The 15,617-nt window shown below is 71.2% G+C and carries 14 protein-coding genes; 8 read left to right on the plus strand and 6 right to left on the minus strand.

From position 1 onward, the window contains the following. The first annotated feature begins 175 nt into the window (after positions 1-175). From KBX00_RS22795 to KBX00_RS22805, 3 genes are read left to right on the plus strand one after another with little or no spacing between them, the layout of a single operon-like run. On the plus strand, positions 176-1,960 hold the full coding sequence (locus tag KBX00_RS22795) for a 3-hydroxyacyl-CoA dehydrogenase family protein (protein WP_210830100.1): 1,785 nt from the start codon (positions 176-178) through the stop codon (positions 1,958-1,960). 55 nt (positions 1,961-2,015) lie between these two features. Further along, complete coding sequence (locus KBX00_RS22800) at positions 2,016-2,306, plus strand: hypothetical protein (protein ID WP_210830151.1); 291 nt, start codon at positions 2,016-2,018, stop codon at positions 2,304-2,306. Beyond that, positions 2,303-3,112 carry an alpha/beta hydrolase gene (locus tag KBX00_RS22805; protein ID WP_210830101.1) on the plus strand — a complete coding sequence of 270 codons (810 nt, stop codon included), beginning with the start codon at positions 2,303-2,305 and terminating at the stop codon, positions 3,110-3,112. Before KBX00_RS22800 ends, KBX00_RS22805 begins: the two co-directional genes overlap by 4 nt. Before the next feature lie 118 nt (positions 3,113-3,230). On the opposite strand, the gene KBX00_RS22810 is transcribed toward KBX00_RS22805, so the two are convergent. Next, complete coding sequence (locus KBX00_RS22810) at positions 3,231-3,413, minus strand: DUF397 domain-containing protein (protein WP_210830102.1); 183 nt, start codon at positions 3,411-3,413, stop codon at positions 3,231-3,233. Then, positions 3,404-4,204, minus strand: coding sequence for a helix-turn-helix transcriptional regulator (locus KBX00_RS22815; RefSeq protein WP_210830103.1), 801 nt, complete (start codon positions 4,202-4,204; stop codon positions 3,404-3,406). Before KBX00_RS22815 ends, KBX00_RS22810 begins: the two co-directional genes overlap by 10 nt. Before the next feature lie 283 nt (positions 4,205-4,487). Here KBX00_RS22815 and KBX00_RS29435 point away from each other — a divergent pair, with 283 nt between their 5' ends. Then, positions 4,488-4,802 carry a hypothetical protein gene (locus KBX00_RS29435; protein ID WP_307869053.1) on the plus strand — a complete coding sequence of 105 codons (315 nt, stop codon included), beginning with the start codon at positions 4,488-4,490 and terminating at the stop codon, positions 4,800-4,802. 323 nt (positions 4,803-5,125) lie between these two features. Here the strand turns inward: KBX00_RS29435 and KBX00_RS22825 are convergent, their stop codons facing one another. The 4 genes from KBX00_RS22825 to mce all read right to left on the minus strand — a co-directional run bounded on the left by KBX00_RS22825 (position 5,126) and on the right by mce (position 10,988). Continuing rightward, positions 5,126-7,321: a hypothetical protein gene (locus tag KBX00_RS22825; protein ID WP_210830104.1), complete on the minus strand. Its 2,196-nt coding sequence runs from the start codon at positions 7,319-7,321 to the stop codon at positions 5,126-5,128. A 168-nt stretch (positions 7,322-7,489) separates the two neighbouring features. Continuing rightward, positions 7,490-8,770 carry a DivIVA domain-containing protein gene (locus KBX00_RS22830; protein WP_210830105.1) on the minus strand — a complete coding sequence of 427 codons (1,281 nt, stop codon included), beginning with the start codon at positions 8,768-8,770 and terminating at the stop codon, positions 7,490-7,492. A 290-nt stretch (positions 8,771-9,060) separates the two neighbouring features. Next, positions 9,061-10,416, minus strand: a complete 1,356-nt coding sequence (gene ccrA / locus KBX00_RS22835) for a crotonyl-CoA carboxylase/reductase (protein ID WP_210830106.1) — start codon at positions 10,414-10,416, stop codon at positions 9,061-9,063. 98 nt (positions 10,417-10,514) lie between these two features. Continuing rightward, positions 10,515-10,988 (minus strand): methylmalonyl-CoA epimerase, encoded by a 474-nt coding sequence (gene mce / locus KBX00_RS22840; protein ID WP_210830107.1) that lies wholly within the window; start codon positions 10,986-10,988, stop codon positions 10,515-10,517. A gap of 61 nt (positions 10,989-11,049) precedes the next feature. On the opposite strand from mce, the gene KBX00_RS22845 reads away from it, so the two are divergent. The 4 genes from KBX00_RS22845 (at position 11,050) to KBX00_RS22860 (ending at position 15,534) form a co-directional block, all read left to right on the plus strand. Continuing rightward, positions 11,050-12,249: an acetyl-CoA C-acetyltransferase gene (locus tag KBX00_RS22845; protein WP_210830108.1), complete on the plus strand. Its 1,200-nt coding sequence runs from the start codon at positions 11,050-11,052 to the stop codon at positions 12,247-12,249. A gap of 65 nt (positions 12,250-12,314) precedes the next feature. Further along, positions 12,315-13,250, plus strand: coding sequence for a methylmalonyl Co-A mutase-associated GTPase MeaB (gene meaB / locus KBX00_RS22850; protein ID WP_301548450.1), 936 nt, complete (start codon positions 12,315-12,317; stop codon positions 13,248-13,250). A gap of 97 nt (positions 13,251-13,347) precedes the next feature. Continuing rightward, a complete protein-coding gene (locus KBX00_RS22855; RefSeq protein ID WP_301548440.1) occupies positions 13,348-13,740 on the plus strand; it encodes an Asp23/Gls24 family envelope stress response protein in 393 nt (130 codons plus the stop codon). A 105-nt stretch (positions 13,741-13,845) separates the two neighbouring features. Next, a complete protein-coding gene (locus KBX00_RS22860) occupies positions 13,846-15,534 on the plus strand; it encodes a methylmalonyl-CoA mutase (protein ID WP_210830111.1) in 1,689 nt (562 codons plus the stop codon). Positions 15,535-15,617: the final 83 nt, after the last annotated feature.

Here is a 15,617-nt window from a genome sequence, read left to right on the forward strand (position 1 = left end):
TTCCGCTCCCGACCCGACCCGGTCGACCGCCGACCGGGTCGGGCGGGTAAACCGGGACATCGGTGACATGTGCCACGACGCCTCGACAACGGTGCGTCACATGGCAGACTCGCGCGCATAACCTTAGCGGCCGTTAATGTCCGGCCGTGTCGTTGCGGACAGGGGAGGCCGGGTCGTGGCGCGCGAGTTCACCAGCGTGGGTGTGGTGGGTCTGGGCACCATGGGTGCCGGCATCGTCGAGGTCTTCGCCCGTAACGGCATCGACGTGGTGGCCGTGGAGATCTCCGACGCCGCACTCGACCGTGGGCGGGCGAACCTGACCGGCTCGACGGACCGGGCGGTGGCCAGGGGCAAGCTCGCCGAGGCCGACCGGGACGCGCTGCTGGCCCGGGTCACCTTCGCCGTCGGGCTGGACGCCCTGCACTCGGTGGACCTGGTGATCGAGGCGGTACCCGAGCACCTCGATCTGAAGCAGCGGCTCTTCGCCGAGTTGGATCGGGTCTGCAAGCCCGAGGCCATCCTCGCCACCAACACCTCGTCGCTGAGCGTGACCGAGATTTCGGTGGCCACCGCGCGCCCCAACCAGGTCGTCGGCATCCACTTCTTCAATCCGGCACCGGTGATGAAGCTGGTCGAGGTGGTACGCACCGTGGTCACCTCGGCCGACGTGGTGGCCGACGTGGAGGCGCTCTGCGGACGGCTCGGCAAGGTCGACGTGACCATCAGCGACCGGGCCGGGTTCATCGCCAACGCATTGCTCTTCGGCTACCTCAACCACGCCGTCGACATGTTCGAATCCCGGTACGCCACCCGCGAGGACATCGACGCGGCCATGAAGCTCGGCTGCGGACTGCCCATGGGCCCGCTCGCGCTGATGGACCTGATCGGCCTGGACACCGCGTACGAGATCCTGGACACCATGTACCGGCGTGGTGGCCGGGACCGCCGGCACGCCCCGGTGCCGCTGCTCAAGCAGATGGTGACCGCCGGGCTGCTCGGGCGGAAGTCCGGGCGCGGCTTCTACACCTACGAACGGCCCGGCTCGCCGAAGGTCGTACCGGACGAGCAGACGCCGATCACGACGGAACCGGCGGTGACCAGCGCAGTCGTGACCAAGGTTGGCATCGTGGGTTCCGGGACCATGGCGACCGGGATCATCGAGGTCTTCGCCCACGCCGGCTACGAGGTCGTGTCGGTGACCCGGGGCGCGGAGCAGTCGGCCAAGGTCTTCGAGGCGGTGCGGACCTCGCTCAACAAGGGCGTGGTCCGGGGCCGGCTCAGCGAGGTCGACCGGGATGCCGCGCTCGGCCGGATCAACTGGTCGGCGACGCTGGACCACCTGGCCGACGTGGACCTGGTGGTCGAGGCGGTGGTCGAGGAACTCAGCGTCAAGAAGGCCCTCTTCGCCAGCCTGGACGAACTATGCAAGCCGGGCGTGGTGCTGGCGACCACCACCTCGTCGCTGCCGGTGATCGAGATGGCGATGGCCACCCAGCGCCCGGCCGACGTGGTGGGTCTGCACTTCTTCAATCCGGCCCCGGCGATGCCGCTGGTGGAGATCGTCCGGACGATCCGTACCTCCGCCGAGACCGTCGCCACCGCGCAGGCCGTCAGCGCCACGCTGGGCAAGACCGGCGTGGTCTGCGGCGACCGGTCCGGTTTCATCGTCAATGCGCTGCTGTTCCCGTATCTCAACGACGCGGTGCGGATGCTGGAGGCCAGCTACTCCACCACCGACGACATCGACCACGCGATGAAGCTCGGCTGTGGTTACCCGATGGGGCCGTTCGAGCTGCTCGACGTGGTGGGTCTGGACGTGGCGCTGGCCATCCAGCGGGAGCTGTACCTGGAGCTGCGCGAGCCCGGGTTCGCCCCGGCACCGCTGCTGGAGCACCTGGTCACCGCCGGCTACCTGGGCCGCAAGGCCGGCCGGGGGTTCCGCGACCATACCCGCCGCTGACCGTACGCTTGACGACGTGAGTCCCCGTCGCAACCGTCCCCGCCGTGACGACGAGGTGCGCCTGGACACCGAGCGCGCCCGGCACGGCGTCGCCGCGGTCCAGCAGTGGCGCGACGGGGAGTGGCAGGTGCGCGGCATCAGCGGCGGCGCGTCCACCAAGACGTACCGCTGCCCCGGCTGCGACCAGGAGATCCGGCCCGGCGTGGCGCACGTCGTGGCCTGGCCGGCGGACGGACGGGGCGATCTCACTGATCGCCGGCACTGGCACACCGGCTGCTGGCGGGCCCGCGACCGGCGGGCCCCGGTGATCCAGCGCGGCCGGCGAAACGGGAGACTGGAGCCATGAGCGCACCGATCCGTGCCTCCTCGATCCTGCCCGGGCATCGAGAGGACATCGAGCTGCACACCGCGGACGACCTGCGGTTGGTCGGCGAGCTGGCCCGCCCGGTCGACCGGGAACCGGCCGCGACCCTGGTCTGCCTGCACCCGCTGCCCACCCACGGCGGAATGATGGACAGCCACGTGTTCCGCAAGGCGGCCTGGCGTCTGCCCGCCCTCGCCGACGTGGCGGTGCTCAGGTTCAACACCCGGGGCACCAGCAGCGTGCGCGGCACCAGCGAGGGCAGCTTCGACTCCGCCGTCGGCGAGCGCTTCGACGTGGCCGCCGCCATCGAGTACGCCGAGTTCCACGAGCTGCCGAACGTCTGGTTGCTGGGTTGGTCGTTCGGCACCGACCTGGCGCTGCGCTACGGCTGCGACCCGGCGGTGACCGGCGCGATCCTGCTCTCCCCGCCGCTGCGCTATTCCGGCCCCGCCGACCTGGCCCAGTGGGCCGAGTCGGGCAAACCGCTCACCGCCCTGGTGCCGGAGTTCGACGACTACCTGCGCCCGGAGCAGGCCCGCGAACAGTTCGCGGCGATACCGCAGGCGGAGGTCGTCGGCGTACCCGGTGCCAAGCACCTGTGGGTCGGCGACGCCGAGACGGTGCTGGACGAGGTGGTCCGGCGGGTCAACCCGGCGGTGTCGGTGCCGCTGCCGACCACCTGGGACGGCCCGATGGAAACCGGCGACGCCAGCGCGTACGCCGACCGGACGGTCGCCGCGTTCGCCGACACCCCGGTGTCGGGTCCACCGCAGCGCCAGGCCGACTGAGCCGGTGCCGCCGCGTCGTGCTGCCCCGGGCCGGCGAGCCCGCACCGACCGGGGTCGTGGTGCGGGGTCGCTGTCGAGCTGAGAGCGTGGGTGGTTCAGCGCCCACACGTGCGGCAGATCACGCGTTCTTGAGTCGGTCGACGAAGCAGCGCCAGGTCGACGGGGTGAACGCGAGCACCGGGCCCTGCCGGTCCTTGCTGTCCCGGACGGCCACCAGGCCGGGCAGGTTGTCGGCCACCTCCACGCAGTCGGTGTTGCCGCTGCGGGTGGAGGTGCGCCAGGTCGCGCCGGTCAGGGCCATGACTTCACCATCTCGTTGAGGAGTGCGATCGACTGCTGGCGGGACAGGGCCTCGTTGCGCACCGTCTCCCAGCGCGCCAACAGGGTAGCCAGATTCGCCTCGTTGTCGGTCGGCGCGGCGGTCAGTTGGGTCTCCTGGCTCGCCACCCAGCCACCGTCCACGTTCCGGGCCAGTGAGAACGGCCCGGACAGGCCGATATGCAGCCCGACGCTTAGCGGTACGACGTGGACGCTCACGTTCGGGCGCTCGGCGCAGGCGATCAGGTGCTCGATCTGGTGCGCCATGAGCGTGCGGAAGCGCTCGTCCCGCCGGTGCAGGATCGCCTCGTCGACGACCGCGATGAGCTGCGGCGGGTCGGGCTGGTCGAGAATGGCCTGCCGGTCCAGCCGGGCGGCCACCCGCTGCTCCACCTCGTCGTCGGCGAGCAGGTCGTCGCAGCGGATCACCGCGCGGGCATAGCCCTCGGTCTGGAGCAGGGCCGGGACCAGCGTCGGCTGGAAGACCCGCAACTGCCGGGCCAGCCGCTCGGCGTCCAGCCAGGGCAGGAACCAGGACGGCTGGCCCTCCCGCTCGGCGATCCGCAGCAGCGACGCCAGCAGCCCGCCGGAGGTCAGCACCTCGTCGGCCCGGGCCAGCAGCTGGCGATCGTACGGCCGGGCGCCGGTCTCGACGGCGGAGACCATCGACGCCGAGTAGTGCACCAGCTTCCCGAACTCCTCCTGGCTCAGCCCGGCGGTGACGCGTAGCCGGCGTAGCTGGGACCGGATCAGGTCCGCCGTGGTCTGCTCCACACTGCCTCCACAATCACCGGCCGAGAATCACTCGGCATCCCTCGGCGGCCTCCGGGCCACGCACCAGGGCCACCACCAGCCTCGATGCATTCCGACAGTAGTGGTCCCGTCACCAGACTGTCAGCCATGCCGGATTCGTTCGTTGCCCGGAGGGCGCGGACGGGTTCAGGCGGGGGCCGCCCGCAATCCCCTGCGGGCGGCCCTTCCGAACCCGCTCCGGGTGCGTCTGTCGCTGCCCTGGCGACGACAGCCGCGCCCAGAGCCCTCCCCGCCGGAGCTTGATGTGTTCACCGAGCGCGCGGCCCGACCAGGTCGGCCGCCGCACACGCCGTTGCGGCCGACCTGGTGCTGCCGCACCGACGGGCAGCCCTGGCCCTGCGGGAAGGCGCGACTGCTGCTGCGCGCGGAGTACGAAGACGACCTGACCGGTCTGTCCGTCTACCTCGCCGGCCTGATGTACGAGGCGATGCGCGACCTGTACCACCTCAACCCGCACGACGCCCCCGCGCCACCGGTCCTCTACTCCCGCTTCCTGGCCTGGAACCGAACCCGCCACCACCCCCCACCGACATGCCGATCATGCAGTCGTGGCAGCTGATTTGTCCGCTGTGGACCGCTCTGTAACCGCCACAACTGCATGATCGCCGCTGAGTGGACTGCGGGGCGTTGCGGGTCACGGGTGGTGGCGGCGCGGCTGAAGGTGGTCGGTTGGAGGGGCGATGCGTGCACGCCAGGTGCTCGGCGGGAGGGGCGATGCGCGCACGCTCTCAGCTCGACAGGGCGGGGACCATCAGCATCCTGTGCCGGGGCAGGCTGGCCACTGCCGGGACTGCTGTCACCGCACTTTGGGGAGCCAGCCGCGAGCGTGTCCTTGCCAACGTCGTCCAGCCGCCCATGCCGGCTCGCCACGGGGTTGGGGCCTCAGTCTGAGGTGACCTTGCTGGGCTTGGCGGTGCGCTCGTCGGTGGTCGGTTTGGTGGGGCGCTTGCCGTTCTCGCCGGTGCTGGTGATCTTCGTCGGGGTGGCTCCTCGGCCGCCCTCGCCGGGAACCGCAGCCACCGTCGGCTCGCCGTCAAGTCCTTCGCTCGCGGTGCCGCCGTCGGCGCTCGTCGGCTCGGCCGCGGGGCGGGTCGGGGCGGGGTTCTCCACTGTGGTGACCGGTTCCGCCACCGGCTTCGTCGCCGGCCGGGCGTCGTCCCCGCCCGGACGGTCGCCGGTCCGGCCGTCGGCCGGCGGCGCATCGTCGCCGGAGGGTCGAGCACCGTTCGTCGAGACGCCGCCGGGGCGCGCCCCGTTTGTGGGCGCGGTGGCCACCGAAGGCGCGGCCGACGCGGCGGGAGCGGACGTGGCCTGGAGCCGCAGGCCGAGCAGCTTGCGCTCCAGTTCGTCGGACTCCTGCCGGGACTTCCACGTCTCCTGGCGCAGGTCGGCGAGCTGCTGCTGGGCCTTGGCGATCTCCAGCATCACCTGGGCGAGCTGCTGTCGGCTGGCCGCCGCCTCCTGCTGGGTGGCGGCCAGATGCTGCTGAGTGGTGGCCAGGTGCTGCTGGGTGGTGGCCGCGTACTCCTCGAACTGGCGGCGGGACGCCGCGACGTACTCGTCCGCCTCGTGCCGCACGGCGGCGACGTGCTCGTCCGCCTCCCGCCGGGTGGTGTCGGCGTACTGGTCGGCGTCGCGGTGGGTGCTGGCCGCGTACTCGTCGGCCTCGTGCCGGACGGCCGTGACGTACTCGTCGGCCTCGCGCCGCTTCGTGGCCGACTCGGTCTCGGCCTGGCGCAGCAGCTCACCGGCCTGCTGCTCGGCCTGCCCGCGCACTGCGGCGGCATCCTGCTCGGCGTCCTGGCGGATCTGGTCGGCGCCCTGCTCGATCTCGTTCTTCCGCGTGGTGTACTCCGACTCCAGCTGGGACCGACGGGTATCGAAGCCGGACTCCAGCTCGGCGGTACGGGTGCGGATCCGCTCGTCCAGCTCGGCGTTGCGGGTCTTGTACTGCTTCTCCAACTGATCGCGGCGGGCGGTGAACTCGCGTTCGACGGTCGTCTTGCGCTCGGTCAGCTCCCGGTCGGCCGCCTCGCGCCGGCTGTTCACCTCCTTCTCCACCCCGGCCCGCCAGGCACCCAGCTCCTGCTGCGCCTGTGCCCGGGCGTGCTGTACGTACGCCTCGGTCTCGCCGCGCATCCGCTGGGCGTACGCCTCGGTCTCGGCGCGGGTGCGCTTGGCCGCCTCGGTCGCCTGGGTGCTCAGCCGCTCGGCCTCCTGGCGCGCCTTGTTTCGGGCGGCGCGGCCGGCCTCGGCGGCGTCGTCGATGATCTGCTTGGCCTCCTGCTGGGCCTTGGCATGGGTGGCCCGGCCCGCCTCGGTGGCCTGATCGACCAGCCGTCGCGCCTCCTGCTGGGCCTTCGCGTGCACCTCTTTGGCGGCGTCGCGCAGCTGGGTCGCCTCCTGCTGGGCGGTGGCGAGCGCCTCACGGGCCGTGTCGCGCAGCTTGGTCGCCTCCTGCTGGGCCCGACTGTGGATCTCCTTGGCCGCGTCGCGTAGCTGCGTGGCCTCCTGCTGGGCCCGGGCCAGGGACTCCTGGGCGGACTTGCGCAGCCGGGCGGCCTCCTCCTTCGCGGACTTCGCGGCGGCCTCCGACTCGGCCCGGCGGGCGGCGGCCTGCCGCTCCTCCTCGGACCGGCGGGCGGCCAGGGCGATCTCGAAGTCCTTGAGCGCGGTGGCCGCCGCGACGCGGGCCTCCTCGATGATGTGTTCGGCGGCGGCGCGGCGGGCCTCGATCTCCTCGTTGGCGTCGGAGATGATGTCCTCGGCCTGCTCCTCGGCCAGCGCGAGGATCTGCTCCACCCGCGGCCCGAGATGCCGGAATGCGGCCCGGTCGACGACCCCGACCTGCTTGCGCACCTGGGTGAGGTCACGTTGCAGCACCTCGACCTGACCGGCCAGCTTGTGGATCTGGGTGTACGCCTGTTCCCGTTCGGCCGCGAGCGCGGCGATCTCGTGCTCCGCACGAGCGACGTATCGGTCGACCTGTCGTTTCTCGTACCCCCGCAGGGCGGACTCGAAGCTGGGCTCCGTGGTCACGTCCCCGCCGAGCGCGAACAGTTCCTCGCCGTGCGACATGCTCCCATCCTCACACGCATCGGGCCCTCCTGGGGCGATACGGACGCCGTGGATTGGAGGTACTTCACACGGGATCACAACGGGTGTGGGACGCATGACGGCGTGAGGTGCCACCGGTAACCCGGTGTCACCTCACGCCGCAAATCATGCCCCGGTACGGGAGGCGGCTCAGCTGGCCGACTCGGCGGCGACGGGCTTCTCGGCGCCCTCCGCCTTGGCGTCCTCCGTCTTCGTGGCCTCGACCTTGGCGACCACCGCGTCGGCCACACCCGGCACCAGACCGGCGAGGCCGGCGAGGCTGGAGCGGATCTGGACGAGCTGGGCGGTGACGGCATCCTTCTGCCGGGTGAGGTCCTCGACCTCGCGGCCGGCCGCCTGGGTGGTCAGCTCGGCCTCGGTGCGGGCCTCGCTGAGCAGGCGCTGCGACTCGGCGCGCGCCTCGTTGAGCGTCCGCTCGGCCAGGGCCTTGGCCTTCTCCACCGTCTCGGTGGCGTTGCGCTCCGACTCGACCCGGCGGGCCTCGGCGCGCTGCTCGATCTCCTTGGCCCGGTCCTGAGCGGCGCGGGCCCGCTGCTCGGCCTCGTTGACCAGCTTCTGGGTCTGCGCGACCTGGGCGGCGTGCCGCTCCGACTCCTCGCGCTCGGCCTTCTCCCGGCGCTCCGCGAGCTGCAACTCCAGGGCCTGGAGATCCTTGTCGCGCTTGTCGCGGGCGTCGGTGAGCAGCTTGGTCGCCTCGGCGCGCTTCTCCTCGGCCTCGCGGGCGGCCTTGGCCCGCTGCTGGGTGATCTCGCGCTCGGCGGTGGCCCGCAGGGTGGCCACCTCGCGTTCCACGGTGGACTTCAGCTCGGCGACCTCGTGGGCGGTCACCGTACGCAGCTGCTTGGTCTCCCGATCCGCGTCGGCGCGCAGCGTGTCGGCCTCGCGTCGGGCCTGGACGCGCACCTCGGCGGCCTCGCGCTCGGCGGCGGTACGGAGGTTGCCCGCCTCCCGCTCGGCGGTCGCCTTCATGGCCGCGGCCTCGGCCCGGGCCTTGTCGGTGATCTCCCGCGCTTCGAGGCGGGCGGCGGAGAGGATGCCCTCCGACTCGCGCTTGGCCTCGTTGCGGTGATCGTTGGCCTGCTCCTCGGCGAGCCGGAGGATCTGCTCGACCCGGGTGCCGAGCCCGGACAGCGTGGGCCGGCTGTTCTCCTCCAGCTGCTTGCTGGTGTCGGTCAGCTTCTGCTCAAGGGCGGTGAGTCGCTGCTCGGACTGCCGGAGCCGGCGCTGTGCGTCGTTGAGCGCCTGCTCGGCGTCGGCGCGGTCCTTGTTGGCCTGGCTCAGTGCGGCGTTGAGCCGGCCGATGAAGTCGTCGACCTGACCGGTGTTGTATCCGCGCAGGCCAACCGTGAAATCTGGCTGCGAGTTCGCGTTATCGAAGAACGCGAGAGGGGAGGACTGCTGCTGGGGCATTGGGACATACTGGCAGACTCCCCGGGGTGCTTCGCAAGAGCGTGCCGCCCTTTGCCGTCCGCATTACATGGTCAACTCCGGTCGGCGGTCGACCACCGGGGCGACAGGGGATCTTGCCAGCTCCGGGGCGAGCCGGATGGCACCGAGCGTGACGTGGAAAAGGGCCGTGGCGGGATCGCGCACGGCCCCTTTGTTTCCGCGTCGCTGTGGTCCACGAATGGGCGTCAGGCCGGCCGTGTGGAAAGCCAATCGGCGGTCACCGAATGGCCACCGGCACCTCGGCCGTCAGGTCAGCGCCCCCGGAACCGGTTGATGGCCTCGAAGTGGCGGGCGCGTAGCTCGGGGTCGCGTACGCCGAGTCCGTCCGCCGGGGCCAGACAGCGCACGCCGACCTTGCCCTGGTGGGCGTTGCGGTGCACCTCGTACGCGGCCTGGCCGGTCCGCTCCAGCGGGTACGTCCTCGACACGGTGGGGTGAATCGTCCCCAGCGCCACCAACCGGTTGGCCTCCCACGCCTCCCGATAGTTGGCGAAGTGGCTGCCCACGATGCGCTTGAGGTGCATCCAGAGGTAGCGGTTGTCGTACTGGTGCCGGAAGCCGCTGGTGGAGGCGCAGGTGACGACGGTGCCACCGCGCTTGGCGACGTAGACGCTGGCACCGAAGGTCTCCCGGCCCGGGTGCTCGAGGACGATGTCCGGGTCCTCGCCGCCGGTGAGTTCCCGGATCCGCTCGCCGAAGCGGCGCCACTCGTCCGGATTCTGGGTCTCCTCGTCCGACCAGAACCGGAAGCCCTCGGCGGAGCGGTCGATGACCAGTTCGGCACCCATCCGCCGGCACAGCTCCGCCTTCTCCGGCGAGGAGACGACGCAGACCGGGATGGCACCACCGTTGAGCGCCAGCTGGGTGGCGTACCCGCCCAGCCCACCCGAGGCGCCCCAGATCAGCACCACGTCACCCTGCTTCATGTTCGCGCCGTGGTGCGACACCAACTGCCGGTACGCGGTCGAGTTGACCAGCCCGGGGCTGGCCGCCTCCTCCCAGCTCAGGTGCGCCGGCTTGGGCATCAGCTGGTTGGCCTTGACCACGGCCAGCTCGGCCAGGCCCCCGAAGTTGGTCTCGAACCCCCAGATCCGCTGCTGCGGGTCGAGCATCGTGTCGTCGTGACCGGCCGCGTCCTCCAACTCGACCGACAGGCAGTGGGCCACCACCTCGTCGCCCGGACGCCAGCGGCTCACCCCGGCACCGACCCGGAGCACCACCCCCGCCGCGTCGGAGCCGACCACGTGGTACGGCAGGTCATGCCGCCGGGCCAGCTCGGAGGTACGGCCGTAGCGGGTGAGGAACCTGAAGGTGGACACCGGCTCGAAGATGCTGGTCCAGACGGTGTTGTAGTTGATGGCGCTGGCCATCACCGCGACAAGCGCCTCGCCCGGGCCGAGCTCCGGCGTCGGCACCTCCTGCAGGTGCAGGGCCTTGCGCGGATCCTTGTCCCGGGTGGCCATGCCGTCGAACATCCCGGTCTCCTCGGCCCGGACGACCACGCCCCGGTAGCTCTCCGGTACCGGCAGCCCGGCGACGCCGGCAAGTGCGCGGGCCGGATCGGTCGACCCTTCCGCGGCCATGACGGCTTCAAGAACGTCCTGCACGGTGACCTCCGGTTCTCGCCGCGCCAACTACCTGTGAGGCCGGAGGTTACTGAACGGTAGCTAAGGCTGGAAGCCTCCTGTGAAAAAGTGCATCGGGTTCAGTGGGACGCGGCCGGTTGCACCAGCTCGATCAGCACGCCGCCGGCGTCCTTCGGGTGCACGAAGTTGATCCGAGAGTCGGCGGTGCCGCGCTTCGGGGTCTCGTAGAGCAGCCGCACGCCACGCTCGCGCAGCGCCGCGCAGGCCGCGTCGATGTCGACCACCGTGTATGCCACCTGCTGCACACCCGGGCCGTTGCGGTCCAGGAACTTCGCGATCGTCGACTGCGGGGTCAGCGGTGCGAGCAGTTGCACGCAACCGCCCTCGGTGCTCGGCCCGACCGTCAACATCGCCTCCCGGACACCCTGCTCGGTGTTGGTCTCGGTGTGCACGCAGCGCATGCCGAACGTGCGCTGGTAGAAGTCGATTGCGACGTCGAGGTCGGGCACCGCGATCCCGACATGGTCGATACGGCGCAGCCCGATGTCTGTGACATAGTCGGCAGCGGGCTCGGCGGGGGAGTTCTCTGGCATGACGTTAGTCTTGCCGAACATTCGTTAAGGCGTACAGTGCGGCACCCCCTCGGAGGCAGGTATGGCTTCGGTGATCGTCAGCGGCGCGCGGACCCCGATGGGGCGCCTGCTGGGCAACCTCAAGGACCTACCGGCGACCAAACTCGGCGGCATCGCCATCTCCGCCGCGCTCGAACGGGCGGGAGTCGCAGCCGACCAGGTGCAGTACGTGATCATGGGCCAGGTGCTCCAGGCCGGCACCGGGCAGATCCCCGCCCGGCAGGCGGCCGTCGAGGCGGGCATCCCGATGTCCGTACCGGCCCTGACGATCAACAAGGTCTGTCTCTCCGGGCTCGACGCGATCGCCCTGGCCGACCAGCTGATCCGGGCCGGTGAGTTCGACATCGTGGTGGCCGGCGGCATGGAGTCGATGACGAACGCCCCGCACCTGCTGCTCGGCCAGCGGGCTGGCTACAAGTACGGCGACGTGACGCTCAAGGACCACATGGCGCTCGACGGGCTGACCGACGCCTGGGACTGCTGCGCGATGGGGGAGTCCACCGAGCGGCACGGCAGCACCCGGGGCATCACCCGCCAGGAGCAGGACGAGTTCGCGGCCGGCAGCCACCAGCGGGCCGCCGCCGCGCAGAAGAACGGCCACTTCGCCGAGGAGATCACCCCGGTGGTCATCCCGCAGCGCAAGGGTGACCCGCTGGTGATCAGTGAGGACGAGGGCATCCGGCCGGACACCACCGCCGAGTCCCTGGCCAAGCTCCGTCCGGCGTTCACCTCCGACGGCACCATCACCGCCGGCAGTTCCTCGCCGATCTCCGACGGTGCCGCGGCCGTGGTGGTGATGAGCAAGGCGAAAGCCAAGGAGCTGGGCCTGGCCTGGCTGGCCGAGGTGGGAGCGCACGGCAACGTGGCGGGCCCGGACAACTCCCTGCACTCGCAGCCGTCGAACGCCATCCAGCACGCCCTGCGCAAGGGCGGCCTGGCCATCTCCGACCTCGACCTGATCGAGATCAACGAGGCGTTCGCCCAGGTCGGTATCCAGTCGATCCGCGACCTCGGGATCAGCCCGGACCAGGTAAACGTCAACGGCGGCGCGATCGCGCTCGGCCACCCGATCGGCATGTCCGGCGCCCGGCTGGTGCTCACCCTCGCACTGGAACTCAAGCGGCGTGGCGGCGGCACCGGCGCGGCCGCGCTGTGCGGCGGCGGGGGCCAGGGTGACGCGCTGATCATCCACGTTCCCGACCCCAGCGAAACCGATCTGTGAGCGAGTCGAACACCCGCGTCCCGGCGGCGGCCACCGGCTCGGTGCGCCGCAGCCGGGACGTACCGATGCTGGTCGGACGGGCCCGCGACGGTGACCCCCGCGCGGTCGCCCGGCTGATCACCCTGGTCGAGTCGGGCGACGAGACCGTGCCGGCCATCGCCGCGGCGCTCGCCCCGTACGCCGGACGGGCCCAGGTGGTCGGCCTGACCGGCTCGCCCGGGGTGGGCAAGTCCACCACCACGAACGAGTTGGTCCGGGCCCTGCGGGCCCACGGTCACCGGGTGGGGGTGCTGGCCATCGACCCGTCCAGCCCGTTCACCGGCGGTGCGATCCTCGGTGACCGGGTGCGGATGCAGGACCATGCCACCGACCCGGGCGTCTACATCCGCTCGATGTCCAGCCGGGGGCACCTCGGTGGTCTGTCGGCGGCCACCCCGCAGGCGGTGCGGGTGCTGGAGGGCGCCGGTTGCGACGTGGTGCTCGTGGAGACCGTCGGGGTCGGTCAGGCGGAGGTCGAGGTGGCCTCCCTGGCCGACACCACGCTGGTGCTGCTCGCGCCGGGGATGGGCGACGCGATCCAGGCGGTGAAGGCCGGCATCCTGGAGATCGCCGACGTCTTCGTGGTCAACAAGGCCGACCGGGACGGCGCCGACGCCACGGTCCGGGACATCCAGGGCATGATCGCCCTGGGCGAGCGCGGGCCGGGTCAGTGGCGTCCACAGGTGGTGCGGACGATCGCCGCGCGTGCTGAGGGCATCGACGACGTGGTGGCCGCGATCGACAAGCACCGCGCCTGGCTTGTCGAGCACGACGAACTGCGGCGGCGGCGCGAGGCGCGGGCCGCCGCCGAGGTCGAGGCGATCGCGCTGGGCGTGCTCCGCGCCCGGATCGGCTCCCTTCGCGACGGTACGCAGCTGCCGGCGCTCGCCGCCGAGGTGGCGGCCGGTGCCACCGATCCGTACGCGGCAGCCGAGGCGTTGCTCGCTCAGCTCTCCGGGTAACCGCGTCCACTGCGGACCGCCGGAGACGGTTAGGCTCGCACCGCCGCGCGGTTGCGCGGAAGCCGCGACGGCCGCTGGGGGACGCATGGATCACGAGATGACGCAGGAGTTGGCGATGACGCCGGACGCGGTCGCGGGCGGGCGTACCCACATCTCGGACGAGGTGGTGGAGAAGATCGCGGTGGCCGCGGCCAAGGCCGTGCCGGGCGTGGTCGAGCTGGGCGGCGACATCGCCCGGTTCTTCAACGCGGTGCTGGACCGGGTCGGGCTCGACCAGGTCGGCGACGCGCGGCGGGGGTGTTCGGCGCACGTGACGAACGGCGGCGCCGTGATCAACCTGGTGATCGTGACCGACGCCGGGCACCCGGTACCCGAGGTGACCACCGCGGTGCGGGTCGAGGTGACCAGGGCGGTCGAGGCGTACGGACTGCGGGTCGACGAGATCAACATCCGGGTGGACGACGTGGCCATCGACGGCCCCGTCGGCTGAGTTCGCGCAGCTCAGGTTACCGGCCGGTACGCACTACCTGATCGATCGTTCAGGTAAGGGCTCTACACTCGACGTGCAGTCGAGGACTCGAGGAGGAGCCCGGGGATGAACGCCGACGACATCGCAGCCGGGCGGGCCCGCTGGCAGGCCCGCTACGACTCCGCGCGCAAGCGGGACGCCGACTTCACCACGCTCTCCGGAATGCCTGTCGAGCCGGTCTACGGCCCGCCCGAGGGCGCGGCGTATCCGGGCTTCGAGCGCATCGGCTGGCCCGGGGAGTTCCCCTACACCCGGGGCCTGCACCCGACCGGCTACCGGGGGCGGACCTGGACCATCCGCCAGTTCGCCGGGTTCGGCAACGCCCGGGAGACGAACGAACGCTACAAGATGATCCTGGGCGCCGGTGGGGGCGGGCTCTCGGTCGCCTTCGACATGCCCACCCTGATGGGCCGCGACTCCGACGACCCGCAGTCGCTCGGCGAGGTGGGCCACTGCGGGGTGGCGGTGGACAGCGCCGCCGACATGGAGGTGCTCTTCGACGGCATCGACCTGGCCGGGGTCACCACGAGCATGACCATCTCCGGCCCGGCGGTGCCGGTGTTCTGCATGTACCTGGTGGCCGCCGAGCGCCAGGGCGCCGACCTGTCGAGCCTCGACGGGACGTTGCAGACCGACATCTTCAAGGAGTACATCGCGCAGAAGGAGTGGCTGTTCGACCCGGAGCCGCACCTGCGGCTGATCGGCGACCTGATGGAGTACTGCGCCGCCGAGATCCCGCGTTACAAGCCGCTGTCGGTCTCCGGGTACCACATCCGGGAGGCCGGCTCGACGGCCGCGCAGGAACTGGCGTACACGTTGGCCGACGGCTTCGGCTACGTCGAACTGGGGCTGTCGCGCGGGCTCGACGTGAACGTCTTCGCTCCCGGTCTGAGCTTCTTCTTCGACTCGCACGTCGACTTCTTCGAGGAGATCGCCAAGTTCCGGGCCGCCCGCCGGATCTGGGCCCGCTGGCTGCGTGACGTCTACGGCGCCACCAGCGAGAAGGCGCTCTGGCTGCGCTTCCACACGCAGACCGCCGGTGTGTCGCTGACCGCGCAGCAGCCGGTCAACAACGTGGTACGCACCGCCGTCGAGGCGCTCGCCGCGGTGCTCGGTGGCACCAACTCGCTGCACACCAACGCCCTCGACGAGACCCTCGCCCTGCCCACCGACTCCTCCGCCGAGATCGCCCTGCGTACCCAGCAGGTGCTGATGGAGGAGATCGGGGTGACGAACGTGGCAGACCCGCTGGGCGGCTCCTGGTACGTCGAGGCGCTCACCGACCGGATCGAAGCCGAGGCGGAGGAGATCTTCGCCCGGATCCGCGCGCTCGGCGGCGACGGCCCGCACCAGATCGGGCCGATGACCTCCGGCATCCTGCGCGGCATCGAGGACGGCTGGTTCACCGGACAGATCGCCGAGGCCGCGTTCGCGTACCAGCAGGCGTTGGAGAAGGGCGACAAGAAGATCGTCGGCGTCAACTGCCACACCGGCACCGTCGCCAAGGAGTTGGAGATCCTGCGCATCTCGCACGAGGTGGAGGTGGAACAGCGCCGGATGCTCGCCGACCGCAAACGCGGCCGGGACGAGGCCCGGGTACGTGCCGCGGTCGAGGCGATGGTGGCGGTGAGCCGTACCGGGGAGAACATGATCCCGGCGATGCTCGACGCCGTCCGGGCGGAGGCGACGCTCGGCGAGATCTGCGACGCGCTGCGGGCCGAATGGGGCGTTTACCGCGAGCCTGCACGGTTCTGACCTTCGGCCCACCAGGGCGGCTGGGCAGGGGTGACAGTGGCAACTGCGCGGGCCGAGGCTGATCCGAGTTCGGCGAACTGCGT

This window comes from Micromonospora sp. C95 (genome assembly GCF_018070465.1).
In the GTDB taxonomy this organism is placed as follows: Bacteria; Actinomycetota; Actinomycetes; order Mycobacteriales; family Micromonosporaceae; genus Micromonospora.